Origin of the sequence: Hyphomonas jannaschiana VP2 (assembly GCF_000685215.1) — a bacterium.
Classification (GTDB): domain Bacteria; phylum Pseudomonadota; class Alphaproteobacteria; order Caulobacterales; family Hyphomonadaceae; genus Hyphomonas; species Hyphomonas jannaschiana.
Window position 1 is genome coordinate 62233 of the sequence record NZ_ARYJ01000010.1, and the last position, 25666, is coordinate 87898.

General features: G+C 61.3%; 24 protein-coding genes. All 24 read right to left on the bottom strand.

The window, feature by feature from the left end:
* Positions 1-10: 10 nt before the first annotated feature.
* The 24 genes from HJA_RS14035 to nuoH all read right to left on the bottom strand — a co-directional run bounded on the left by HJA_RS14035 (position 11) and on the right by nuoH (position 25666).
* Positions 11-1180: a M50 family metallopeptidase gene (locus HJA_RS14035; RefSeq protein WP_162177073.1), complete on the bottom strand. Its 1170-nt coding sequence runs from the start codon at positions 1178-1180 to the stop codon at positions 11-13.
* Positions 1173-2384: a 1-deoxy-D-xylulose-5-phosphate reductoisomerase gene (gene dxr, locus HJA_RS14040; RefSeq protein WP_035583395.1), complete on the bottom strand. Its 1212-nt coding sequence runs from the start codon at positions 2382-2384 to the stop codon at positions 1173-1175. Before dxr ends, HJA_RS14035 begins: the two co-directional genes overlap by 8 nt.
* Entirely contained in the window at positions 2381-3205 is an 825-nt protein-coding gene (locus HJA_RS14045; RefSeq protein WP_051597723.1) for a phosphatidate cytidylyltransferase, read from the bottom strand. Before HJA_RS14045 ends, dxr begins: the two co-directional genes overlap by 4 nt.
* Positions 3205-3966 (bottom strand): isoprenyl transferase, encoded by a 762-nt coding sequence (locus tag HJA_RS14050; protein ID WP_035583396.1) that lies wholly within the window; start codon positions 3964-3966, stop codon positions 3205-3207. The genes HJA_RS14045 and HJA_RS14050 overlap by 1 nt, the downstream gene beginning before the upstream one ends.
* Positions 3966-4520 carry a ribosome recycling factor gene (gene frr, locus HJA_RS14055; RefSeq protein ID WP_035583398.1) on the bottom strand — a complete coding sequence of 185 codons (555 nt, stop codon included), beginning with the start codon at positions 4518-4520 and terminating at the stop codon, positions 3966-3968. The genes HJA_RS14050 and frr overlap by 1 nt, the downstream gene beginning before the upstream one ends.
* A complete protein-coding gene (gene pyrH, locus HJA_RS14060) occupies positions 4517-5272 on the bottom strand; it encodes a UMP kinase (protein ID WP_035583399.1) in 756 nt (251 codons plus the stop codon). Before pyrH ends, frr begins: the two co-directional genes overlap by 4 nt.
* A 110-nt stretch (positions 5273-5382) precedes the next feature.
* Positions 5383-6288 carry a translation elongation factor Ts gene (gene tsf / locus HJA_RS14065; RefSeq protein WP_035583400.1) on the bottom strand — a complete coding sequence of 302 codons (906 nt, stop codon included), beginning with the start codon at positions 6286-6288 and terminating at the stop codon, positions 5383-5385.
* A gap of 37 nt (positions 6289-6325) precedes the next feature.
* Positions 6326-7120, bottom strand: coding sequence for a 30S ribosomal protein S2 (gene rpsB, locus HJA_RS14070; RefSeq protein ID WP_035583401.1), 795 nt, complete (start codon positions 7118-7120; stop codon positions 6326-6328).
* 226 nt (positions 7121-7346) lie between these two features.
* Positions 7347-10769, bottom strand: coding sequence for a DNA polymerase III subunit alpha (gene dnaE, locus HJA_RS14075; protein WP_155840014.1), 3423 nt, complete (start codon positions 10767-10769; stop codon positions 7347-7349).
* A gap of 78 nt (positions 10770-10847) precedes the next feature.
* Positions 10848-11537, bottom strand: a complete 690-nt coding sequence (locus tag HJA_RS14080) for an ABC transporter ATP-binding protein (RefSeq protein ID WP_035583403.1) — start codon at positions 11535-11537, stop codon at positions 10848-10850.
* Positions 11537-12823, bottom strand: coding sequence for an ABC transporter permease (locus HJA_RS14085; protein WP_035583404.1), 1287 nt, complete (start codon positions 12821-12823; stop codon positions 11537-11539). The genes HJA_RS14080 and HJA_RS14085 overlap by 1 nt, the downstream gene beginning before the upstream one ends.
* Entirely contained in the window at positions 12820-14139 is a 1320-nt protein-coding gene (gene proS / locus HJA_RS14090) for a proline--tRNA ligase (protein WP_035583406.1), read from the bottom strand. The genes HJA_RS14085 and proS overlap by 4 nt, the downstream gene beginning before the upstream one ends.
* A gap of 52 nt (positions 14140-14191) precedes the next feature.
* A complete protein-coding gene (locus tag HJA_RS14095; protein WP_035583408.1) occupies positions 14192-14425 on the bottom strand; it encodes a DUF1467 family protein in 234 nt (77 codons plus the stop codon).
* Positions 14425-14853 (bottom strand): methylmalonyl-CoA epimerase, encoded by a 429-nt coding sequence (mce, locus tag HJA_RS14100; protein ID WP_035583409.1) that lies wholly within the window; start codon positions 14851-14853, stop codon positions 14425-14427. Before mce ends, HJA_RS14095 begins: the two co-directional genes overlap by 1 nt.
* A 5-nt stretch (positions 14854-14858) precedes the next feature.
* Positions 14859-16547 (bottom strand): ribonuclease J, encoded by a 1689-nt coding sequence (locus HJA_RS14105; protein WP_035583411.1) that lies wholly within the window; start codon positions 16545-16547, stop codon positions 14859-14861.
* A gap of 6 nt (positions 16548-16553) precedes the next feature.
* A complete protein-coding gene (locus tag HJA_RS14110) occupies positions 16554-17321 on the bottom strand; it encodes a type III pantothenate kinase (protein WP_035583414.1) in 768 nt (255 codons plus the stop codon).
* Between the two features lie 5 nt (positions 17322-17326).
* Positions 17327-18064 (bottom strand): biotin--[acetyl-CoA-carboxylase] ligase, encoded by a 738-nt coding sequence (locus HJA_RS14115; protein ID WP_035583481.1) that lies wholly within the window; start codon positions 18062-18064, stop codon positions 17327-17329.
* The gene (gene nuoN / locus HJA_RS14120) at positions 18061-19485 is read right to left on the bottom strand and encodes an NADH-quinone oxidoreductase subunit NuoN (protein WP_035583416.1); all 1425 of its coding nucleotides are present in this window, start codon (positions 19483-19485) and stop codon (positions 18061-18063) included. The genes HJA_RS14115 and nuoN overlap by 4 nt, the downstream gene beginning before the upstream one ends.
* A 6-nt stretch (positions 19486-19491) precedes the next feature.
* Positions 19492-20988 carry an NADH-quinone oxidoreductase subunit M gene (locus HJA_RS14125; RefSeq protein WP_035583418.1) on the bottom strand — a complete coding sequence of 499 codons (1497 nt, stop codon included), beginning with the start codon at positions 20986-20988 and terminating at the stop codon, positions 19492-19494.
* Complete coding sequence (gene nuoL / locus HJA_RS14130; protein ID WP_035583420.1) at positions 20988-23120, bottom strand: NADH-quinone oxidoreductase subunit L; 2133 nt, start codon at positions 23118-23120, stop codon at positions 20988-20990. Before nuoL ends, HJA_RS14125 begins: the two co-directional genes overlap by 1 nt.
* A 6-nt stretch (positions 23121-23126) precedes the next feature.
* Positions 23127-23435 (bottom strand): NADH-quinone oxidoreductase subunit NuoK, encoded by a 309-nt coding sequence (nuoK, locus tag HJA_RS14135; protein ID WP_035583422.1) that lies wholly within the window; start codon positions 23433-23435, stop codon positions 23127-23129.
* A gap of 5 nt (positions 23436-23440) precedes the next feature.
* A complete protein-coding gene (locus tag HJA_RS14140) occupies positions 23441-23980 on the bottom strand; it encodes an NADH-quinone oxidoreductase subunit J (protein WP_051597729.1) in 540 nt (179 codons plus the stop codon).
* Positions 23981-24092: 112 nt separating this feature from the next.
* On the bottom strand, positions 24093-24578 hold the full coding sequence (gene nuoI / locus HJA_RS14145; protein WP_035583426.1) for an NADH-quinone oxidoreductase subunit NuoI: 486 nt from the start codon (positions 24576-24578) through the stop codon (positions 24093-24095).
* A complete protein-coding gene (gene nuoH / locus HJA_RS14150) occupies positions 24575-25666 on the bottom strand; it encodes an NADH-quinone oxidoreductase subunit NuoH (RefSeq protein WP_035583427.1) in 1092 nt (363 codons plus the stop codon). The genes nuoI and nuoH overlap by 4 nt, the downstream gene beginning before the upstream one ends.

Below are 25666 nucleotides of genomic sequence, written 5' to 3' on the forward strand. Positions count from 1 at the left end.
TCCGGACGGCTTAACCGCCCCCACCGCCAAAAAGGCCGGTTTCGATGACATCGCCCCACGTGATGACGAAGACCATCCCCAATAACAGGATAAGACCGAAAGTCAGGCTCACCTCCTGCACTTTTTCCGGCAAGTGGCGGCCAGTCACGGCCTCGTATGCATTAAACACAAGGTGTCCGCCATCCAATACCGGCAGCGGCAACAGGTTGAAGAAGCCAATCCCGACTGAAATCGAGGCGCACATTCCCAGCAGCATCCAGAACAATTCGGACAGCCGCGTGCCGACGGAAACGTCTTCCTGCGCCCAGACCTCATTCACAATACGGCGCGAGACGTCACCGATTCCGACAGGGCCGGACATGGTATGGATCGACATGCGTCCAGTTATGATCCGGCTTAGCATGGTGACAGTCTGCTCAAGGGTCTTGCCGGTCTGCAGAACACCCTGCCCGAGCGCCTCGACAGGATTGTAGCGGGTCGGTTCCTGAATGCTCACATTCGCAAGCTGAACGCCGATCGTCCCCTGAGGCACCTGCTGTCCCAGCTCGTTTTCGCGGACCATTTCCCTCGGGGTCACAGTCAGAGACTGTTGCACCTCACCCCGGCGCACCACGAAATCTACGGGTGTGTTGGGGTTCAGAATCGCAGCCATCTGGACATCGCTAGGCGTGGTCACGGCTTTGCCATTGGCAGACAGAACAATGTCGCCGGCTTCGATACCGCCGACCGCTGCTGCGCCGCCTTCAGTGACAGAATGAATCCCCACTTCCACGTTCGGACGCCCGAACGTGCCGAGCATCAGCGCAAAAATCAGGCTCGCGAGCACGAAATTGGCCAGTGGCCCGGCCAGGCTGACGATCGACCGTTGGCCGACGCCCAGCTCCGGATATGGCCGCCCGACAAGACCGCTTTCCAGTTTTCCGATGTCGGCAGCGGTCTGCGCTTCGCCGGCAAACTTCACAAAACCGCCGAGCGGGATCCAGTTGATCCGCCAGCGTGTGCCGCGCTTGTCTTTGCGCTCGAAAAGCGGGCTACCAAAGCCGACGGAGAAGGATTCGACTGCTGCACCGAAGGCGCGTCCGGCGAGATAATGGCCGAACTCATGCACAATGACGACGATGCCCATCATGAAGATGAGGCAAGCCAGAAACAAAGGACCTTGGCTCAGCAACTCACCCAAGCGTTCTACCCTCCGCCCCACCATCCGGGGCCCGCTTCAAGACGTCTTCAGCGGCAGAACGCGCGTACCGGTCCAGAAGGCCGATCTCTTCTAGCGAACTGCATGCCAGTCCGGCCATATTGCCGGAAAGGAAGCGACTCAACACTTCCTTTACCACCCAGCTTATGTCCAGAAACCCGCATTGGCCCGCAATAAATGCAGATACGGCAGCTTCATTAGCGCAATTTAATACCGTTGTAGCACCAGGACCGGCGGCAAATGCCTCCCTCGCAAGCGCAACGGCAGGAAATTTCTGACTGTCTACCGGTTCGAAATCGAGCTTTCCGAGGCGAACAAGATCCAGGCGATCGACCGTGGTTTCAACACGGTCCGGCCATCCCAGAGCATAGGAAATCGGCGTACGCATATCCGGCGAGCCGAGTTGGGCGATCACAGACCCGTCGGTAAAATGCGCCATGCCATGAATAATCGATTGCGGGTGAATGATCACGTCGATCCGTTCAGCCGCCACATCGAACAAATAAGCCGCCTCGATCAGCTCCAGCGCCTTGTTCATCAGAGTGGCGCTGTCGATGGAATTCTTGATGCCCATGGCCCAGTTCGGGTGGGCTGCGGCCGCCTCCGGGCTTGCCGTGCGCATCTGATCCACCGTCGAAGTGCGGAATGGGCCGCCGGAGGCCGTGATCGTCAGGCTTTCGAGTTGCCGGCCATCGCCGAGGCATTGATGGATCGCGCTATGCTCGGAATCCACGGGCAGAACATTCACCCCGGCCTTCCTGGCCTCTTCAAGGATCAGCCGCCCGCCGCAGACGACGCTTTCCTTGTTAGCGATTGCGACGTCGTTCCCGGCCTGAACGGCCGCCAGCGTCGATTCCAGTCCGGCGGCACCGACAATGGCCGCAAGCACCCGCGCAGGACGCGTTGCAGCTTCAGTGACCGCAACGCGGCCAGCGGCAGCCTCAATGCCCGACCCAGAGAGCCGCTCCCGCAGGACCGGCAACTGGCTTTCATCGGCAATCACGGCGATCTGCGGACGGCACTCTAGCGCCTGCTCCGCCAGCTTCTCTGCATTGCTGCCGGCCGTGAGTGCGACAACCTCAAAGCGGTCACCACCGTCCGCATTGGCATGCCGGATCACATCCAGCGCAGAACACCCGATGGATCCTGTCGACCCCATAACAGAAATAGCGCGTCTGGCACTCATGCCTGAAGCCCAAGCATATCCGGCAGGCTGGGCGCAATGTGGAATGCCAGCACCGCGAAGAAGGCCACCGCGCCAAGGCCGTCGACCCGGTCCATGACCCCGCCATGTCCCGGCAGGATTGACCCGGAATCCTTGACCCGGAAACGGCGTTTCAGACCGCTCTCAAAGAGATCGCCAAGCTGGGCGACAACGGAAATCGCAATGCCCGCGATGATCCACACGGCAAACGGCACCATCTGAATGTCTGCGGCGGCAACGCCGCAGACGATGCACGCGACGACCGCGCCGGAAGCTCCGCTCCAGGTCTTGTTCGGGCTTTCCTTCGGCAGGAGGCGCGGGCCGCCGAGCCCCCGGCCTGTGAAGTATGCGGCTGCATCCGAGGCCCAGACAAAGGACATGAAATAGAGCGCAGCAGACCGGCCATCCCAAGGGCCTTCGCGCAGCAGCCAGAGCGAGACGGGCATCAGAGTGACATAGATCAGCCCGAACACGGCGCTGCCGCGATGGTTCCAGGCCCCTTTCGCGACAATCGCTGCAAACACAACGCCCGCGAGAATGACGCCGAGCGCGATGCCCATATTGCCAAGGGGAAGCGCCAGACAGGTCAGGGCCGCAAACGCCACCAGCAATGCGGGTTTGACGAAGCCGCTGATGTGAGCCCATTCCCACGCCATGACGCCCGCCGCCGCCGCGCAGGCCACCGCAAGCCCCCAACCGCCGGACCAGACCGCCGCCAGCCCCAACGGGATCAGGATCGCCGAGGATATGAGGCGAAGGCCCAGATTTGAAAATCTGAGTTCCCGGGGCGTCCAGTCTCCCATCAGCGCGTCTCCGGCGTCACTGCGCCAAACCGTCGTTCCCGGCTCCGGAACTCGGCGATGGCCTGCTGAAGCGTTGATTTGTCAAAATCCGGCCAGAGCACGTCAGTGAAGACGAGCTCTGAATAGGCAGCCTGCCAGAGCAGGAAATTGGACAGGCGGTATTCCCCGCTCGTCCGGATCAAGAGGTCAGGATCGGGGATCCCGTCCGTGTCGAGAAACCGGGCGAAGGCCGCCTCATCGACCGCGTCAGCCGAAAGATCGCCCACCTCGATGGCAGCGGCAAGTTTCTGCGCGGCACGGATGATTTCCTCGCGGCCACCATAGTTGAAGGCGATATTGAGATAGAAGTCCGAATTTTGCGCCGTTTCGCGCTCAGCCTTGTCTACGAGCGCGGCAATGTCATCAGGCAGGCCTTCCCGGCGTCCGATGACCCGGATACAGACGCCTTCGCGCTTCAGACGCCCCAGATCCCTTTGCACATAGGCTTTGAGCAACCCGAACAGCGCGCTGACCTCCGCTGCCGGGCGGCGCCAGTTCTCGGTCGAGAAGGAAAAGACTGTCAGGTAGCGAATGCCAAGTTCGGGCGCGGCTTCGACCGTCCGGCGCAGCGCTTCGACCCCGCGTTCATGCCCAGCGGCGCGCGGCAGGCCACGGGCTTTCGCCCACCGCCCATTGCCATCCATGATGATGGCAACGTGCTGCGGCCCCGGCAGCCCCTGTGCCCCGGCGCCCTCTGAAGCGGGGGCGGGTTCGCCGGACATCAGACCTGCATGATCTCCGCTTCTTTGGCCTTCAGGGCGTCATCCACCTTGGCGACATAGATGTCGGTCAGTTTCTGGACTTCATCGGACAGAGCGTGATGGCGGTCTTCGCTGATCTCGCCGTCCTTCTCCATCGCCTTGAGGCTGTCCATGCCATCGCGGCGGATATTGCGGATCGCGACGCGTGCAGACTCCGCATACTTGCCTGCCACTTTCTGAAGTTCCTTGCGGCGCTCCTCATTCAGCGGCGGAATTGGCAGGCGCAGGTTCTGACCATCGACAACCGGGTTCAGGCCCAGGCCGGACTCCCGGATCGCGCGGTCTGCAGCGCCAACAACAGCTTTGTCCCAGACGTTCACGGACAGCATGCGCGTATCCGAAACCGTGACGGACGCCACCTGGTTCAGCGGGACGGTGGAGCCATAGGCCGGCACCATGATGGAATCGAGCAGGTTCACCGACGCGCGGCCTGTGCGCAGGCCGCTGAATTCCGTTGAAAGCGAATTCAGAGCACCTTCCATGCGGCGCTCAAGGTCCTTTTTGTCATAGCTCATTTCGCAGACGTTCCCTTGTTCGTAATTGTCGTCGAGGTGCCCTGACCGTGCAGCACTTTCAGCAACGATCCCTCTTCCTTGAGCGAGAACACCACGATCGGGATATTGTTGTCACGCATAAGGCTGACGGCCGACGAATCCATGACACGAAGGTCTTTCACCAGCAATTCCTGGTAGGACACATCGTCATAGCGGGTGGCCGAGGCGTCCAGCTTCGGGTCCGCGGTGTAGACACCGTCCACCTGCGTGCCCTTCAGCAGGGCATCGCAATTCATTTCGATGGCTCGCAGGGCTGCGCCTGTATCGGTCGTGAAGAACGGATTTCCGATACCGGCTGCGAAGATGACAATCCGGCCCTTCTCCATATGACGCTGCGCGCGGCGGCGGATATAGGGTTCACAGATCGCTTCCATGTGGATGGCGGACAACACCCGCGTCGGCACGTCCATGTTCTCCAGAACACTTTGCATGGCGAGGGCGTTCATGACGGTCGCCAGCATGCCCATGGAGTCGGCCTGGGCGCGCTCCATGCCTTTTGCAGCGCCAGCAACACCGCGGAAGATGTTGCCACCGCCGATCACAAGGCAGATCTCCGCGCCGGCTTCCCGGGCTTCCTTGATTGCCTTGGCAAACTTCTCGCAGGTCGGGATGTCTATTCCGAACTGGCCGGGCCCCATCAGGGCCTCTCCCGATAACTTCAGAAGTACGCGCTTGTACTTTAGTCCGCTTGTCTCGGGGTCCCCGCTCGGCATCGTCTTTTTCCCTTCGCTGGAAGCCTTATGGCCTCCTAAAAGATTCCCGGCCGCCTGTCATGGGCGGCCGGGATGTTCAAAGCCCCTGACGGGCGGAAAGGCAAGCCTGATCAGGCGCCTTTTGTCATGGAGGCGACTTCGTCTGCGAAGTTGTCTTCTTCTTTCTCGATGCCTTCACCGAGTTTGAAGTGGACGAAGCCTTTCAGCGTCGCACCTTCGCCTTTCAGGAACTCGCCAACCGTCTGGTCAGGGTTCATGACGAAGGGCTGCTCTACCAGAACGACTTCCTTGTAGAACTTCTGCATGCGGCCAACGATCATCTTCTCGATGACATTGTCCGGCTTGCCGCTTTCGCGGGCCTGTTCCGTCAGGACGCGCTTCTCAGCATCAACGATGGCCGGGTCCAGCTCATCGGTCGTGGCAGCGGCCGGCGACGTTGCAGCAATGTGCATCGCAACCTTGCGGCCGATCTCGTCCAGGTCACCCGAACCGTCCAGTGCAACCAGCACGCCCACTTTGCCCATGCCCGGGGCTTCGGCGTTGTGGATGTAGGACGCCACTTTGCCGTCAGCCGTCAGCTTGGCCGAACGGCGCAGGGTCATGTTCTCACCAATCGTGGCGATCAGACGCTTGATGAGGTCATCAACCGAGCCTTCGCCGTCCGGCGACGGGGCGCCGGCCAGAGCTTCAACGGAACCGTCGGTGCCCAGGGCAGCCTTGGTGATGCCAGCCAGAGCGGACTGGAACTTCTCGTTACGGGCAACGAAGTCCGTTTCGGCGTTCAGCTCGACGATCGCGCCGGCCTTGCCGTCTTCGGACACCTGAACCGCAACCAGACCGTCGGCAGCCGTACGGCCCGACTTCTTGGCAGCCTTGGACAGGCCTTTCGCACGCAGCCACTCGGTGGCCGCCGCTTCGTCACCATTGTTTTCGACGAGCGCCTTTTTGGCGTCCATCATGCCAGCGCCCGTTTTTTCACGGAGCGCTTTCACAAGCGCAGCTGTAATCTCAGCCATAGCTGTATTCCCTCAGTCTCGATTGTACCGGCGCGTCTTATGCGCCGGCTTCGTCAGCCGTTTCGTCTGCTGCAGCAACGTCGCCATCCACAACGCCTGCAACATCTTCCAGCTCGCCCAGATCCACGCCGAGGCCGGCGGAGGATTCTGCGAGGCCATCGAGGACAGCATCGGCGAACAGGTTGCAGTAGAGCGAGATGGCGCGCGCAGCGTCGTCATTGCCCGGGAAACCGTAGTCGGCATCGGCCGGGTCGCAGTTCGTATCCAGGACAGCCACGACCGGGATGCCCAGCTTGCGGGCTTCCTGAACGGCGATAGCTTCCTTGTTGGTGTCGATCACGATCATGGCCGACGGCAGGCCGCCCATGTCAGCGATACCGCCCAGAGATTTCTGGAGTTTCTCACGGCGGCGCTCCAGATCGAGCAGCTCTTTCTTGGTCAGGCCGGCACCGCCGCCGCTCTCGAACATGGCATTCAGTTCGCGCAGCTGCTTGATCGAGTTGGACACGGTGGACCAATTGGTCAGCGTGCCGCCAAGCCAGCGGTGGTTCATGTAGTACTGGGCGCAGCGCTGTGCCGCCTCAGCGACCGGCTCCTGGGCCTGGCGCTTGGTGCCGACGAACAGCACGCGGCCGCCCTTGGCCACCGTATCACGCACGAACAGCAGTGCCTGGTGCAGAGCCGGCACAGTCTTGGAAAGGTCCATGATGTGAATGCCGGAGCGGTCGCCGTAGATGTACGGCTTCATACGCGGGTTCCAGCGGTGGGTTTGGTGACCGAAGTGAACGCCAGCTTCGAGCAGCTGACGCATGGTGAAGTCAGGTAGGGCCATCGATTGTCTCCATCCGGTTGGCCGTCACGGGTGGAACTTTGGACCACCATGGCCCGCAGCACCGGATGCACCCGTGAACTGGTTTAAGATGAGGCGGCTTATACAGAAATTCCCCTGCCGGGCAAGCGGTCAGACACCTGTTTTGGCAGGCCTTCCAATGACCATTTCATGACTATACCGGACTACACCATGATCATGGCTGACCCGGACATGATTACAGATGTCTTCAGGCGGCCTTTTGCGGCTCCACCCGTTCCACGCCGGGCACATCCTTCAATGCCCGCTGGGCTTTCAGGCTGATTGTGTAAGTGGCCGGCAGTTTGAGAATGACCAGCCGCCCGTCCTCGAGCGGCACCTCGACCAGGATCTCCCCGCGCTCGGCATCCGGCAGCTTGGCGAGGTGGTGGACAACGCCGGCAATCTCTGACGGATTGGCCCCGACGGCGAGGCGCACTTTTAGCGCCCCCATGCCCCGGCTGAGGCGGGCCGATTCCAGTGGGAGGACCCGTTCGGCATTGAGACGGATCTCTTCCCCATTCCGCTTCACGCCGACCGTCACCGCAACGGCATTGCCGACCTGAAGCAGATCGTAATTCTGGGAAAGTGTCTCCGGGAAGACCATCATCTCCACCTCGCCCGTCGGGTCGGACAGGGTGAGGAAGGCAAACTTGCCGCCATTGCGGGCGGGCTTGTCGGAGCGCAGACGGACAATGCCGATCATTTCGATAGGCTTTCCATCAGAGGCGCGCTCCTCGATCTCCATCGCCAGCGTGACCCGCTCCCGGTCGAGACCGGAGAGCACATCGTCCAGCGGGTGGCCGGAGAAGTAGAAACCGATCGACCGGAACTCCTCATCCAGCTTCTGCTGGCCGTTCCAGGCTTTCACGACCGGCAGCGCGGGCCGCAGCGCCGGTTCAGCGTCGCCGAAGAGGCCGCCCTGCCCGCCCATCCGGTCTTCCGCTGCGCTGGCCGCCATTTGCGCCAGCATCGGGGCGCCAGCGAGAACCCGGGCGCGGTTCTTGTCGAAACAGTCGAACGCGCCCGCCTTGGCGAGGGATTCGAACGCCTTCTTGTTCACATGCTTCGGATCGACCCGTTCGGCGAAATCGTAGATGTCCTTGAACGGGCCATCCTGCTCGCGGATCGCCACGACATGCTTCATGGCTTCGAGGCCAACACCTTTCAGAGCACCGAGCGCGTAAACGATGGAGCCATCGCGCACGTCGAAATCGGCGGTCGAGGAATTCACGTCTGGTGCGATCACCGGGATCTTCAGCCGCTTGGCTTCCTGGAAGAAGGCGGCGAGCTTGTCGGTATTGCCGAGATCGAGGCTCATGGAGGCAGCCAGGAACTCTACCGGGAAGTGGCGCTTCAGATAGCCGGTATGATAGCCGATCAGGGCATAGGCCGCGGCGTGGGACTTGTTGAAGCCGTAGCCCGCGAACTTCTCCATCGTGTCGAAGATTTCGTTGGCGAGCTGGGCTTCCATGCCCTTATTCTTTGCCGCGCCCTCCACGAAGCGCTGGCGCTGGGCGATCATCTCTTCGACTTTTTTCTTACCCATGGCGCGGCGCAACAGGTCAGCATCGCCGAGCGAGTAGCCGGCGATTTCCTGCGCCATCCGCATCACCTGCTCCTGATAAACCGGCACGCCATACGTGGCCTCCAGCACAGGCTTCAGGTCCGGGTGAGCGTATTTGACGCTCTCGGGGTTTTCCTTGCCCTCGATATAGACCGGGATGTTCTCCATCGGGCCCGGACGATAGAGCGAGATGATGGCGATCACGTCTTCCAGGCTGTGGGGGCGCACCTTCTTCAGCGTGTCGCGCATGCCCGCGCCTTCCAGCTGGAAGACGCCCAGCGTATCACCGCCGCCCATCATGTCGTACGTCGCCTGATCGTCCAGGCTCTTCCACTCCGGACCGACATCCTTGCCGTCCCGCCGGATGAATTTCAGCGCCCGGTCAATAACGGTCAGGGTTTTCAGGCCGAGGAAGTCGAACTTCACCAGTCCGGCCGTCTCGGCATATTTCATGTTGAACTGGGTCGCAGGAAGATCAGCCCGCGGATCGTTGTACAGAGGCACCAGCTCTACCAGCGGCCGGTCGCCAATCACGACACCGGCAGCGTGCGTCCCGGCGTTCCGGTATTTGCCTTCCAGCTTCAGCGCGATCTTGAGGAGTTCACCAACGCGCTCATCGGCGTCCATCTCCTCATAGAATTTCGGCTCGTCGTCGATCGCGTCCTGAAGCTTTGGCGGATTGGCCGGATTGAACGGGATCAGCTTCGCCAGCCGGTCGACCTGGCCATAGGGCATCTGCATGACGCGGCCGACGTCCCGCACCACAGCCTTCGCCTGCAGCGTGCCGAAGGTGATGATCATCGCCACGGAATCCGCGCCATATTTGTCGCGGACATAGCGGATCACCTCGCCGCGCCGCTCCTGACAGAAGTCGACGTCGAAGTCCGGCATGGAGACACGTTCCGGATTCAGGAAGCGTTCGAACAGCAGGTCAAAGCGCAGCGGGTCGAGGTCTGTGATCAGCAGGACCCAGGCGACGAGCGAACCAGCACCCGAGCCCCGGCCCGGGCCAACCGGAATGCCATGCTCCTTGGCCCATTTGATAAAGTCCGAAACGATCAGGAAGTAGCCGGGGAAGCCCATCCGTTCGATGATGCCAAGCTCATAATCCAGACGCTCGAAATAGGTCTCCCGCTCCGCATAAAGCTGGTCGGCTTCCTTCAGGCGGAATTCGAGCCCCTCCAGCGCCTGCTTGCGCAGCTCTTCCGCCTCGGACCGGCCTTCATTCGAGAAGTTCGGAAGGATCGGTTTGTGGGTCTCCGATTTGACCGCGCAGCGCCGAGCGATCTCGACCGTGTTTTCGATCGCTTCCGGCAGGTCCGCGAACAGCAGCCGCATTTCCGACGGCGACTTCAGGTATTGCTGCGCACTGACCTGCTTGCGGTCCGGCTGGCCCAGATACTCGCCATTCGAGATACACATCATGGCGTCGTGCGCCTGCGCATCGTCCGGCTTCATGAAGCGCGCGTCATGGGTGGCGACCAGCGGCAGCTCCAGCTCATAGGCCAGCTCGATCAGGCCGTCCTCCACCGCGCGCTCCTCCGGCGTGCCATGACGGGTGATCTCGACATAGCACCGGCCCGGATAGGCACCCGCCAGCGTGGACAACTCTGTCCGCGCATCCGCGACACGTCCTTTGAGCAGGTGTTTCGCAACTTCGCCCTCGGCCCCGCCGGTCAGAACGATCAGGCCTTCGGTCTGTTCCATGACCAGTGCGCGGGACAGTTTCGGCACGCCATCGGCAGCGTCCAGATAGGCACGTGACGACAGGTACATCAGGCGGCGGTAGCCAGTCTCGTTCTGGGCGTAGAGCGACAGGCGCGAGGGTTCGGCCCGCGGCACGTCTTCCACAACGTCGAAACAGCAGGCCATGATCGGCTGGATGCCGGCGCCTGAGAGGGTGAGCGAGATTTCGAGTGCGCCGAACAGATTGTTCCGGTCCGTAATCGCCACGGCCGGTACGAGATGCTCCTCGCACCAGGCTTTCACATCCTTCGGCGAAATCATGCTCTCCAGCAGCGAATAGCTGGAGCGGATGGCAAGATGGATGAAAGGCGACTCGGGCAAGGCAATCTCTCCTCAGAGGAGGATAAACTGCATGGCCAGCCCCCGCCAGACCAGACAGCAATGCCCGGTTTTCACAGCTTATTCCGGTACGTAAGGAACCAGCTGGCCGTCTTCCAGCGTCAGGACGCGGTCCATATGAGTCGTCAGCGCGTGATTGTGGGTCGCCACCAGTACCGCCGCGCCCTCTTCCCGGGCCATCTTGATGAAGGTGGCGAAGACACGCTCGGTCGTAGACGGGTCAAGGTTGCCGGTCGGCTCGTCCGCGATCACGAGACGCGGATTGTTGGCGAGTGCCCGGGCAATGGCCACGCGCTGCTGCTCGCCACCGGACATCTGGCCCGGCTGGTGGTCAGCCCGGTGCTCGAGACCCATTTCGCCCAGCAGTTCGGTCGCCTTCTCCCGCGCCTCCTTGCGGCTGACGCCCGCGATCATCAGGGGCATGGCCACATTGTCCGCCGCGTTGAACTCCGGCAGCAAGTGATGGAACTGGTAGACAAAGCCGATCTTGGAGCGGCGCATCGCCGTGCGCGCCTTGTCGTCCAGCTTCAGGCAATCGATGCCATCGAGCAGAACCACCCCTGCCTCCGGCCGTTCCAGCAGGCCCGCCGTGTGCAACAGGGTCGACTTGCCGGACCCGGATGGGCCGATCAGGCCGACCAGTTCACCCGCTTCAAGCTTCAGGTTCGCACCGGACAGCACGTTCAGCTCGCCTGCGGCGGTCTTGTAGACGCGGTTGATGCCGGCGAGTTCAAGCACAGGGGCCGTCATCACTCGAACCTCAAAGCGCTGACCGGATCCTGGCGGGAGGCCCACCAGGCCGGAATAAGAGAGACGAAGGCCGACATGCCGAGGGCGTAAAGGCCGGTACTAAAAACGTCGCCCCAGTCGAGGATGGCCGGCAGGTGCGCGAGTCCATAGGTCTCCGCATCAAACACTTTGCCGCCGTCCATGAACAGATTGATGAAGGCCTCGATCGCGCCGATGTTCAGGATGAACAGGACGCCGACCGTCATGCCCAGAAGCGCGCCGAGCGAGCCGAGCACGGTGCCGACCATCAGGAACACGCGCAGCACGCCGCCGCGGCCGAGGCCGATCGTTCGCAGAATGGCAATGTCGCGGGTCTTGTTCTTCACCAGCATCACGACGCCGACGATGATGTTCAGCGTGGCAATGCCCATGATCACCATGACGAGCAGGCGCACCATGGTCCGCTCCACCTTCAGGGCATTCAGATAGGCCGCACGCTGGCTTTTCCAGTCATACATCAGCACAGCATTGCCGGTGGCGAGCGCGATGGCCCGCATGGCTTCCTGCGTCTTGTCCGGATCCTTCAGCCGGATGTCCAGCATCTGGTAATGGTCCCTGGACTGGAACAGGATCTGCGCCTGGTCCATCGGCATGAAGATGTAGGCCATGTCGAGCTCGACACTGCCGGTCGAGAAGATTTCGCCCACCGTATAAGCCTTGGAGCGCGGTGTCGCGCCCATGACGCTGGCATTGGTGCCGGTGGTGATGATCTCGACCTTGTCGCCCGGAATGACGCCCAGCCCTTCCCGGCCTGCCGCCAGGAACGAGCCCATCATGATTGTGTTGCCGCCATTCTTGCCGACGCCGAACCCGGCATCAATCGCGGCTTGTCCATGGTCTTTCAGGAATGCGAGCGTCGATAGGTCTTCGTTCCGCAGGGCCCGAACGACCGCCCCCGTCTTGCGCCCATTGGCCGTGACGAGGACATATTCCTCGATATAGGGCGACGCGCTGGTCACGCCCGGCACGCCCCGGATCGTCTCGGCAAGCGCCTCGGCTTCGGCTTCTGTGTACTGATTGACCACGGCATAGACGTGCGGCTGGCCGCCAAGCAGCGCATCGAGCAGCGTCGCGCGGAAACCGCTCATGATCGACATCGTGATGATCAGCGCAGCAACCGCGAAGAAGATGCCCACAAAGGAGATGATCGAAATCAGGCTCGCGCCGCCATGCTCGCGCCGGGCGCGCAGGTACCGCCAGGCCAGGGTTCGTTCAAGACGTCCGAATGGCGCAGCGGCCTGACTCATGCGGGCGTAACCTTTGCAATTACCTCGGCGAAGGGCAGCTCCACCTTCTCGCCGGTCTTGCGGTTCTTGACCTCAACTATGCCCTTTTCAAGGCCTTTGGGGCCGATCACCAGCTGCCATGGCAGACCGATCAGATCCATCCGCGCGAACTTCGCGCCGGCCCGGTCATCGGTGTCGTCGTACAGCGTGTCGATGCCGGCCGCTTCGAGTTGCTCATACAGCTCGCCGCAGGCCTTGTCGCAGGCTTCATCGCCGGCGCGCATGTTGATCAGGCCCACATGGAACGGCGCCACGGAGTCCGGCCACACAATGCCGTTCTCGTCATGGCAGGCCTCGATGATCCCGCCGACGAGACGTGAGACGCCGATGCCGTAGCTACCCATCTGGACCGGCACCATCTGGCCGTCCGGCCCCTGCACCACCGCATTCATCGGCTTCGAATATTTGGTGCCGAAATTGAAGATGTGGCCGACTTCGATGCCGCGCGCGGAGACCTGACGGTCTTCCGGAATAGCCGCGAAGGCCGCTTCATCGTGCATCTCTTCGGTCGCCGCATAATATTGCGTGCGCTTTTCCACTTCACCGGAGAGGTCGCCGTCAAAGTCGAGGTCCAGCCCCGGCGGGTCCATATCCAGCAGCGTCTTGTCACAGAAGACAGCGCTCTCGCCGGTATCGGCCAGGATGATGAATTCGTGGCTGAGTTCGCCGCCAATCGGGCCGGTATCGGCGCGCATCGGCACGGCGGTCAGGCCCATACGGCTGAACGCGTTGAGGTAGGCACAGAACATCTTGTAATAGGCGACGCGCGCGCCGTCTTCCGTCAGGTCGAAGGAATAGGCATCCTTCATCAGGAATTCGCGGCCGCGCATCACGCCGAAACGCGGGCGCACCTCGTCGCGGAATTTCCACTGCTGGTGATACAGGTTCAGCGGGAGCTGCTTGTAGCTCTTCACGTAAGAGCGGAAGACGTCGGTGATCAGCTCTTCATTGGTCGGGCCGTAGAGCATGTCCCGGTCGTGCCGGTCCTTGATGCGGAGCATCTCCTTGCCGTAATCGTCATAGCGGCCAGACTCCCGCCAGAGATCGGCCTGCTGCAGCGTCGGCATGAGGAGTTCGATGGCTCCCGCGCGGTCCATCTCTTCCCGCACGATCTGCTCGATCTTCTTCAGGACGCGATAGCCCAGCGGCAGCCAGGTGTAGATGCCCGCTCCGTTCTGGCGCACCATGCCGGTGCGCAGCATCAGCTTGTGCGAAACAATGGCTGCATCTGCCGGCGCTTCCTTGGAAACGGGCAGGAAGTATCTGGAAAGCCGCATCGAATCCCCGGGAACTTGTTGTGAAACGCGGCTCACCTAGCCGCAGCGGCGCCTATTGCGCAAGCAGGCGTGGCACGACCACGGCCGCAATGGCGGTTATCACGGCGGCGCCTATCGTGGCCCACATGGCCTTCTTGCCGACCATATGATGTTTCGGGGCCGCCTCTTCGGTGCCATCAATCGTCGAACCGTCTTCCCACTGGCTCTTGATGCCAATGGGAAGGACGGTGAAGAAACAGACCCACCAGGCGATCGTGAAAACGACCAGCCCACTCATAAACTGCATCAGTGATCGCCTTTCGGGCTTTCCATCAGTTCGATCAGAACGCCGTTTGAATTCTTCGGGTGAACGAAGATGATCATCGTGCCGTGGGCGCCGATGCGGGGCTTGCCGAGCACGGTGGCGCCACGCTTGCCCATTTCTTCAACGGCTTCGTTGATGTCATCCACTTCGAAGCAGACATGGTGCTGTCCGCCCTTTGGGTTTTTCTGGATGAAATTGTGGATCGGGGACTCTTCGTTCAGCGGCTCGATCAGTTCGATCTGGCTGTTCGGAAGGTTCACGAAGCAGACTTTAACGCCCTGCTCGGGCATGTCGAATGGCGTGGTGATGTCCGTCGCGCCATACAGCGTGCGATAGGTTTCGCAGGCTTCTTCCAGGTCCGGCACGGCCACGCCGACATGGTTCAATGGTCCGATCTTGAATTCACTCATGATACTCAGGTCCTCAAAACAACGACTTCGATCATCGGGCGCATGCCATAGGCTGTCTCTGCGGCCTTTCGAAGCGCGCGGCCAATCGCACGTTCCACCGCATCGTCATCGAAACGGTTCTTGCGTTTCAGGCCACTGACAGCAATGTCGGCCGCCTCTTCCAGAGATTCAAGGCTTTCATCCGCAAGCCGCCCGTCAGGCTCCGAAAAGCCTTTCACGACGACAACCGGCCCGTCGACAATATCGCCCCGCTCGTCGAGGGAGACGGAGGCGAAAATGATCCCGTTCCATGACAGTTTCCGGCGCTCCTGAATGCCCTGCGCGCCTTCCGGCACCAGCTGGTTGCCATCCAGAAACAGGCGGCCGTTCGGCACTTCGTCCAGAACCTCGGCCGGCCCCGGCGCAAGGCGTACCAGGCTGCCATTGCGGGGCGTGACGGCCTCGGCCACCTGCAGGGACTTCGCATAGGCTGCGTGTTCCATGATGTGGCGGCGCTCGCCATGCACAGGCACGGAAATGCGCGGCCGCACCCATTGATACATGCGGCGCAGCTCATCCCGGCACGGGTGGCCGGAGACGTGGATTTTCTGCGGCACCATGCGCGGCGTGATCACGCGAATGCCCTGCTCTGCCAGACCATTCTGCAGCGCGAAGATCCCCTTCTCGTTTCCGGGAATCTGGCGCGAGGAGAAGATCACCGTGTCGCCTTCGCGCAGGATCACATGGCGATGGTCCCCGCGTGCAATCCGCGACAGGGCGGCCCTGGGCTCACCCTGGCTGCCGGTGCAGAGATAGAGAATATGTTCCGGCGGGAAATGCCCGGCCTCCGCCTCGTCCACGAATTCCAGTTTTGGCGGCAGAATGCCGACGGCCTTCGCCGCATTCGTGATCTTGTGCATGCTGCGCCCGACAAGGCAGACATGCCTGTCCGCCCGTGTCGCAGCATCGATGATGGATTTCACGCGGGCGACATTGGAGGCAAATGTCGTGACGGCCACGGCGCCGGTCTTCTGCTGCGCGATGAGCTCCACCAGCCCCTGCCGGACGGTTTCTTCCGAACCTGCCTCGCCTTCCTCAAACACGTTCGTGGAGTCGCACACCATGGCGAGGACACCTTCATCGCCGAGTGCGGTGAGGCCTTCAACATCCGTAGTCGAACCGATTTGCGGATCCGGATCGATCTTCCAGTCGCCTGTGTGCAGCACAACACCTGCGGGTGTGCGGATTGCCAGCGCATTCGGCTCCGGAATGGAATGGGTCAGTGTCACATAGGTAACTTCAAATGGCCCGGCCTGAACCTTGCCGCCCATCGAGATCGTCTTCAGGACATCCGTATCGACGCCGCGCTCTTCCATCTTTGAGCGGACAAGTTCGGCCGTAAACGGCGTGGCGTAGATCGGCGCCCTGATGCCCAGACGCGGATAGATCAGGCCGACAGCGCCAATATGGTCTTCATGCGCGTGGGTCAGGAAGACCGCATCGATATGTTCTCCGATCAGGTAATCCGGATCCGCACAAATCAGGTCGACACCGGGCGTATCCTCCCCGCCGAACGTCACGCCGAGATCGGCCAGAATCCAGCGGCGCGCCTCCGGCGGTCCATAGCCATAGGCGTTGAGGTTCATGCCGATTTCGCCGCAGCCGCCGAGCGGCAGGAAGACGAGTTCGTCCTGGGTTTGCGCTGTATCGGGCATAAGGTCCTATTTGTTGAGGCGGTAGATTTCCAGCAGCCCCCGGATGAGGAGGTCCTGGTCATAATGATCGATGGTTTCGCTGGCGCCCTCAAACAGGGAGGCCACACCGCCGGTGGCGACGACGCTCATCGGCTTGCCATATTCTTCCTTGATCCGGTTCACGAGGCCATCGATCAGGTCGATATAGCCCCAGAACACGCCAGACTGCATGGCGGAAATCGTATCCTGCCCGATCACCTGCGGCGGGCGCTGGATCGCAATGCGCGGCAGCTGCGCGGCAGCATCGTGCAGCGCCTTCACAGACAGGTTGATCCCCGGCGAAATGATGCCGCCTTCGAACGCGCCGTCTTCCGCCACGACATCGAAGGTCGTCGCCGTGCCGCTGTCGATGACGATCAGGTTGCCCGGATACTTCTTGTGCGCGCCGAGAGCGCTGACGATCCGGTCGGCCCCAACCTGTTCCGGCCGGCGGATCCGGATTTCCATACCCGTCTTCAGGTTTGGGTCACCGATGAACATCGGTTCCACATTCAGGTAACGGCGGGCAAGGTTGCGGAAATTGAACACGGCCTGCGGCACAACGGTCGAGATCACACAGCCATTGATCAGGCTGAGATCGGCGCCATGCATATCGGCCAGGCGCCACAGCCAGGCGGCATGATCGTCAGCGGTCTTGGTCGGATCGGTGGCACTGCGCCACTGGTTCACCCATTCCTTGCCGTCATGGATGCCGAAGACCGTATTCGTGTTGCCAACGTCGATAGCGAGCAGCATTCGCGTCAGACCTCTCCAATAAGATGTACGTCGCCGGCCCTTATGGTCTGTCGCGATCCATCCGGCAATCTGAGGATCAGCCCGCCATCCGGCGCCATGTCCTCGAAGATGCCTTCAATGGCCACGCCGCCGGGCGAGACGCGGACCATGCTCCCCAGCCCTTCAGCGCGCTTCAGCCAGTCGGTGCGTACGGGCCCGAAGCTTTCCCGGGCTTGCGACAAACGGGTCATGAAATGACGCGTGAGGGATCCGAATACATCAATATGATCAAGAACTTGCCCGCCTGCGAGGTCAATCAGGCATGTTGCCGACTGGCCCGCCTCCGGCGGCACTTGAGCCACGTTCATGCCCATGCCCGCGACCACCCAGAGTCCCTGCGCATCCTGTCCTGTTTCGATCAGGATGCCGGAAAGTTTGGCTTTGTTCACACGTACGTCATTCGGCCATTTGAGGCGCACATCGGCGCCCGGTGCGTATTCCAGCGCCGTGTCGCTGACCGCCAGTGCCGCCGCGAAGGGGATTCGTCCGGCAACCTGAATGCCGCCCGGTTCCCGGAACAGGGCCGTGGTGAAAATGTTGCCCTTGGGCGAGGCCCAGTTACGCTGCAGCCTGCCCCGGCCTGCGGTCTGTTCGTCCGCAAGGATCCAGCAATTCTCGAAACTGCCCGTCTGAGCCCGGCGCCGGGCCTCAGTATTGGTGCTGTCTATCGTGTCGTAGCGATGAACGGGCCAGGCTTGGTTCAAGCCGTGATCCCCAATGCCGCCTGAGTTGCCCATCCGCTGAGCAGGACGAAGAAGACCATGAACACGATCACGAACAGGGACGATGCCAGCACGACCAGCGTGACGGATCCGTCGATGGCTTCGAAACGCTCTGTCGGCTCATCGAACCACATGATCTTGATGAGGCGGAGATAGTAGCCAAGCGACACGACCGAGGCGATCACGAGGATGATGGCCAGCGGGTAAAGCCCGGCGCTGACACCTGCCTCCAGCACGACCCATTTGCCGAGGAAACCACCAAACGGCGGCAGGCCGGCCACGGACCAGATCAGGATCGATAGCGCGATGGCAAGCCACGGACGCTTGTTCATCAGGCCGCCCAGTTCGGAAATGCCTTCCACCATGCCGCCCTGACGGCGCATCGCCAGCACAGCCGCAAAGAGGCCCAGAGAGGAAACGACATAAAGCGTCATGAAGGTCAGCAGCGGACCGGCACCAAGCTCCTTGCCGGCAGCCACAGCCACCAGCGCATAGCCGACATTGGCAATCGAGGAATAGCCCAGCAGGCGCTTGATATTGGTCTGCGTCAGACCGCCGAACGCACCGATCAGCATGGAAAGACCAGCGATGATCGTGATGATCAGCTGCCACTGGTCGATGGAGTCCCCGAAGACCTGGAACATCACGTTCGCAAACACGACCATGGCGGCCATTTTCGGCGCGGCACCGAAGAAAGCACCAACCGGTGTCGGGGCGCCTTCATAGACGTCCGGCGTCCAGACGTGCATCGGCGCTGCCGACACCTTGAAGGCCAGACCCACAATCATCAGCACCATGCCGAACATCAGGCCGACAGACGGCTCAGCTGCCGCAATACCTGCATAGAAGGTCGTGCCGGAGAAGCCGTAGACCAGCGAGGCGCCATAGAGCAGCATGCCGGAAGCGAGCGACCCGAGGATCACATATTTCAGGCCCGCTTCAGAGGAGCGCGCCGAATCCCGGTGGAACGCTGCCAGCACATAAGACGACAGGCTGAGCGTCTCGATGCCCATATAGAGCGTCATCAGGTTTGCAGCCGACAGGATGATCCCCATGCCGAGCGCAGCGAAGATGGTCAGCAGCGCATATTCATAGCGCGCCGTTTCATGCCGCTTGAGGAAGCCTTCCGACATCACCAGTGCCAGGCCGCCTACAATGAAGGAAACGATCTTGGCGAAATTGACGAAGGTGTTGGTTTCCACAAGGCCGTTGAACGCTTCGCCGCCCTGATACGTCACGGCCGCAATACCGGCCGCGGCGAAGAGCACAAGCGCGCCGAATTTGAACGACAGGCCGTTGAAATTGTCCTTGAGCAGCGCGCCAAGCAGCACGCCGATCAATCCTGTGGCAGCGAGCCAGAGTTCCGGCCCGATCGCCAGGGTCATGGCAGTGAAGTCGAGCATGGGCGATCAGCCTCCGGCCATCAGCGAGAGAATGCTCAGCGCAGCACCCTCGGTCAGGTTAAAGATCAGGTTGGGCGCGACACCGAAGAGCAGTGTCAGCAGCGCCAGTGGGACGATAGTCACGAGTTCGATCCGGTTCATGTCCTTGAGGCCATTGAGATCCGGATTGGTGATCTGGCCGAACACGGTGCGCCGATAGAGCGTCAGCATGTAAACAGCCGAGAAGATCACGCCGAGGGCTGCACCAGCCGCCGCCCAGGTGGAGGCCTGGAAGCCGCCGACCATGGTGAGGATCTCACCGATGAAGCCAGACGTGCCCGGCAGGCCAACGTTTGCCATCGTGAACAGCATGAACAAGGTGGCATACACCGGCATCTTGTGCACGAGGCCGCCATAGGCCGCGATTTCACGGGTATGCATACGGTCGTAGACGACGCCGACGATTAGGAAGAGCGCGCCGGAGATGAAGCCGTGGCTGATCATCTGGAAGATCGCCCCCTGCACACCGACTTCGGTGAACGAGAAGACGCCGAGCGTCACGAAGCCCATGTGAGCAACGGACGAGTAAGCGATCAGCTTCTTCATGTCGGTCTGACGCCAGGCCACCAGCGAGGTGTAGACGATGGCGATGACCGCCAGCGCAAACATGGCCGGCTGGAACAGGTGGCTCGCATCCGGGAACATCGGCAGCGAGAAACGCAGGAAGCCATAGCCGCCCATCTTCAGCAGGACACCCGCCAGGATGACCGAGCCTGCCGTCGGCGCCTGAACGTGTGCATCCGGAAGCCAGGTGTGGACAGGCCACATCGGCAGCTTCACCGCGAAGGACGCCATGAAGGCCAGCCAGAGCCAGGTCTGCACGTGCGGATCGAAGGCGAACTTCTCCAGCACTTCAAAGTCAGAGCTGCCAGCGGTGATGTACATGTACACAACCGCGACCAGCATCAGCAGCGAGCCGAGCAGCGTGTAGAGGAAGAATTTGAACGCGGCGTAGATCTTGTCCTTGCCGCCCCAGATACCGATGATCAGGAACATCGGGATCAGGCCGGCTTCGAAGAAGATGTAGAACAGGACCAGATCGAGCGCAGTAAACACGCCGATCATGAAGGTTTCCAGCACCAGGAAGGCGACCACATATTCGGTCACGCGGGTGTGGATCGAGTTCCAGCTGGCCAGAAGGCAGATCGGCGTCAGGAAAGTCGTCAGCAGGATCAGCGGCAGCGACAGGCCATCGATGCCCAGCTTGTAGCTGATATTCTGGTACCAGACATGCTGCTCCACCAGCTGATAGCCGGGCGTCGCCGGATCGAAGTAGAAGAACGCGGCCAGCGAGACCAGGAAAGTCGCGCCGGAAATGACGAGACCTGCCAGAAGCGCCGTGCGGCCCTCATTGGCCGTCTCGGACGAGCTGCTGCCAGCCGTGGCAGCGCGCACGGCCATGATGATCAGTGCGCCAACCAGCGGCAGGAAGGTCAGCGCCGATAGAATGGGAAACCCGCCCATTAGTGTGCCCCTCCGGCGTTCAGCCACATGAGCGCCCCGAAGACGAGGGCTGCGCCAATAATAATGAATGCGTAGTGATACAGACGGCCGGTGTGCATGGCAGACAGGCGGCGGGCACTGAGCAGGGTCAGCGCGGTCATGCCGTCAGCGCCGACACCGTCGATGACTTTCTTGTCGGCTTTCCAGAAGATGTTGCCGAGGAAGGCCGCCCCGCGCACCAGCGTCGCGTTGTAGATCTCGTCGAAATACCATTTGTTGTAGAACAGCGAGTGAAGCGGGCCGCCACTGTCGGCGATACGTTTCCCGACGCCACGATTGAAGAAGTACGTCATCGTGGCCAGCACGAAACCGCCCAGCGTGACGATCAGCGGGGCGTAAATCACCCATTCCGGCACTTCATGGCGGGCGTGGAGAACATGGTTCTCTGCCGCGCGGTAGATCGCTCCGGCCCAGAAGGCCTCGTTCGAATGGTCGACGAAGTAGTCGTAGAAATAGAGACCCGAGAAGATCGCACCGAGGCTCAGCAGGCCGAGCGGAATCAACATGACCGGCGGGCTCTCATGCGGCGTGTGATCATGGCCGTGCCCATGATCATCATGAGCGTGGTCATCATGGGCATCATGTGCGTGCGCATGATCGTCGTGCGCCTCTTCCGAAGCCATCGGCCCATGGAACGTCATGTAGATGAGGCGCCAGGAGTAGAAGCTGGTCAGGAAGGCCGCGACGATACCGAACCAGAAAGCCATCTGGCCGAAGGCGACATGCTCGACACCGCCTGCAAAGGCGCTCTCCAGAATCGCATCCTTCGAGAAGAAACCTGCGAAGCCGAGTTTCGTGTGCGGAACACCCAGACCGATGATGGCAATCGTGCCGATCATCATGGCCGCATAGGTCAGCGGCATGAACTTGGCGAGGCCGCCCATTTTCCGCATGTCCTGCTCGTGGTGCATGCCGTGAATGACGGAGCCTGCGCCAAGGAACAAGAGCGCCTTGAAGAAGGCGTGCGTGAAGAGGTGGAACATCGCCGCCTCATACGCGCCGACACCGGCGGCGAAGAACATGTAGCCAAGCTGCGAACAGGTCGAATAGGCGATGACGCGCTTGATGTCGTTCTGCGCCATGCCGACTGTGGCAGCATAGAGCGCGGTGACTGCACCCACCACCGTCACCATGCCTGCAGCGACGAGCGTGTACTCGAACAGCGGCGACAGGAGGCAGACGAGGTAGACACCTGCGGTCACCATGGTTGCGGCGTGGATCAGGGCGGAAACCGGCGTCGGGCCTTCCATGGCGTCCGGCAGCCAGACGTGCAGGAAGAACTGCGCCGACTTGCCCATCGCGCCGATGAACAGAAGCACGCCGATCACTTCGACCGCCCAGACACGGTGGCCAAGGAATTCCATGATCACTTCGCGTGCCGGGGCTGCCTCGGCAAAGGCAATCGGCGTGACCATCGTGTTCTCGCGCAGCGCGTTCAGGAAGGGACCGAACTCGACCGTGCCATAGATGCAGAACACGGCCATGATGCCGAGTGCGAGACCGAAGTCGCCAACCCGGTTCGTCACGAAAGCCTTGATGGAAGCATCGTTCGGCGCCTTGTTCTGGTACCAGAAACCGATCAGCAGGTAAGACGCGAGGCCAACCCCTTCCCAGCCGAAGAAGAGCTGGATGAAGTTGTCCGCCGTCACCAGCATAAGCATCGCAAAGGTGAAGAGCGACAGGTAGGAGAAGAAGCGCGCCTTATGCGGCTCCTCGCTCATATAGCCCCAGGAATAGAGGTGCACGAGGCCGGACACGCCGGTGATCACGGCCATCATGACGATGGACAGTGTGTCGACGCGGATGGCCCAGTTGGCGTGGAAGTCGCCGACATTGATCCAGGGCATCAGTGTGATGATGTGCTGGGTAATGGCAGCGCCGTGTTCGGCCGCGCCATGCGCCTCACCGCCATGTCCGCCGACACCGGCAGCATAGGCAAACAGCTGGAACAGCGACAGCGCGCCGGCCGTGAGGACAACACCTGTGGTCGCAACCATGACGATCTTGTCGCCAATGATCTTGTGAACCAGACCGGTCAGGGCCACGAGGCCCGGCGCGAGAACGATAAAGAGGAGGAGTGCGTCAGGTAGCATACCGGCCTAGCCCTTCATCATGTCTACGTTCTCGACCGAGATGTCTCTGCGGTTACGGAAGTAGACGACCAGGATGGCAAGGCCGACAGCGGCCTCGGCGGCGGCGACAGTCAGCACGAGCATGGCGAAGATCTGCCCGGCGATGGTGCCGGAGAAGACCGAAAAGGCCACCAGGTTCAGGTTCACCGAAAGCAGGATCAGCTCAATCGCCATCAGGATGACGATGATGTTCTTCCGGTTCACGAAGATGCCGACGACACCAATCGTGAACAGGGCGGCTGACACCGCGAGATAATGGGAAAGACCGAGTTCCATAGGTATCAGATCCCCTGCCCCGGCTTGGGGTCCTTCAATTCATAGGCATCGCCGCGGCGGCGGGACGTCTGCTTGGCAATGTTCTGGCGTTTGGTTTCCGGACGGTGGCGCAGCGTCAGCACGATGGCACCGATCATGGCCACGAGCAGGACGACACCAGCCAGCTGGAACAGCAGCAGGTAGTCCGTGTACATGACCTGACCAATGGCCTCGGCGTTGGTGTCAGCGCCCGGCGCCGCATCGAATGCGTCCGGCAGCGAATGCACGCCAAACACCGACGCCATCACGATCTCGGCCGCGAACACGATGCCAACCAGTATCGCGAAAGGCCAATAACGAAGCGTGCCGTCTTTCAGCTCGACGAAGTCCACATCCAGCATCATGACGACGAACAGGAACAACACCGCGACGGCGCCGACATAGACGACGACCAGAAGCATGGCGAGAAATTCTGCCCCGATCAGGACGAACAGTCCTGCCGATGAGAAGAAGGTCAGGATCAGCCACAATACGGAGTGAACAGGGTTCCGCGCACGGATCACCATCAGTGCGGAGATAACCGTCACAAACGCGATCACACAGAAAGCGTAGAATGCCACAGCCCTTCAGGCCCCCTTCTTGGCAGGGCTTGCGCCCCGCAGGTTTCAGTTCAGCGCCTCAGCGATAAGGCGCATCAAGTTCCAGATTCTTGGCGATCAGCCGTTCCCAGCGGTCGCCATTCGCGAGCAGGCGGTCCTTGTCATAGAACAGCTCCTCGCGGGTTTCGGTCGCAAATTCGAAGTTCGGCCCTTCGACGATGGCATCCACCGGGCAGGCTTCCTGGCAGAAGCCGCAATAGATGCACTTCACCATGTCGATGTCGTAGCGCGTGGTGCGGCGGGCGCCGTCTGCGCGCGGCTCGGCCTCGATCGTGATGGCCTGTGCCGGGCAGATCGCTTCGCAAAGCTTGCAGGCGATGCAGCGCTCTTCGCCGGACGCATAGCGGCGCAGGGCATGCTCACCGCGGAAGCGGGGCGACAGCGGGTTCTTTTCAAACGGATAATTCACCGTGGCCTTGCGGCGGAACATTTCCACCGTGGCCAGCCAGAAGGCCCCGAGGAAATCGGTCAGCAGCGCGCCGCGGATGGTCTGCGCGAGGCTCATGACTGCACTCCCATGTAAGCGACATAACCGCCAACCACGAGCACGGCGACGAGCGAGGTCGGCAGGAAGATCTTCCAGCCAAGGCGCATCAGCTGATCATAGCGGTAGCGCGGCACGATGGCCTTCACCATGGCGAAGAGGAAGAAGAAGAAGAAAGTTTTGAACATGAACCAGAACAGCCCGGAGAAGCTGGTCAGGAACGGATGGTCGCGGGCGAAATCGTCTCCCAGGGCAATCGGGCCATGCCAGCCGCCGAGGAACAGGATCGTCATCATCGAACACATCAGGACGATGTTCAGATACTCGCCCAGCATGAAGAGCAGGTACGGCGTAGAGCCATACTCTACCTGGTAACCGGCAACGAGTTCGGATTCCGCTTCCGGCAGGTCGAATGGCGGACGGTTCGTTTCCGCCAGGGCCGAGACGAAGAAGATGACGAACATCGGCACCATGACAATGACCAGCGGGAAGTTCTGGAACGCCAGAACGTGCCAGTTCCAGAAGCCGCCATCCTGGTTGTTGACGATGTCTGTCAGGTTCATCGAACCGACCATCAGGATCACGGTGATGATCACGAAGCCAATGGACACTTCATAGGACACCATCTGGGCCGCAGAGCGCAGCGCGCCGAGGAACGGGTACTTCGAGTTCGAGGCCCAGCCGCCCATGATGATGCCGTAGACACCGAGGGAGCTGATCGCGAAGAGATAGAGGATCCCGACATTGAGGTTCGAGATCACCCAGCTCGTTCCGCTCACCGTACCCGGTGCGACCGGGATCGCGGACCATGCGGCGAAAGCCAGCGTACAGGTCAGGATCGGCGCGAACAGGAAGACGAACTTGTTCGCCCCTGCCGGAATAACGATTTCCTTGAGAAGGAACTTGCCGAAGTCCGCGAAGGACTGAAGCAGGCCGAACGGGCCGACCACGTTCGGGCCTTTCCGCATCATCACGCCGGCCCAGACCTTGCGGTCCAGCAGCAGAAGGAATGCGATCGAGAGAAGCAGGACCAGCGTGAAGAGGCCAATCTGGCCGAGGACCATCAGAGGGCCCCAGAGCTGTCCCATAGACTCGATATAGTTACTCAT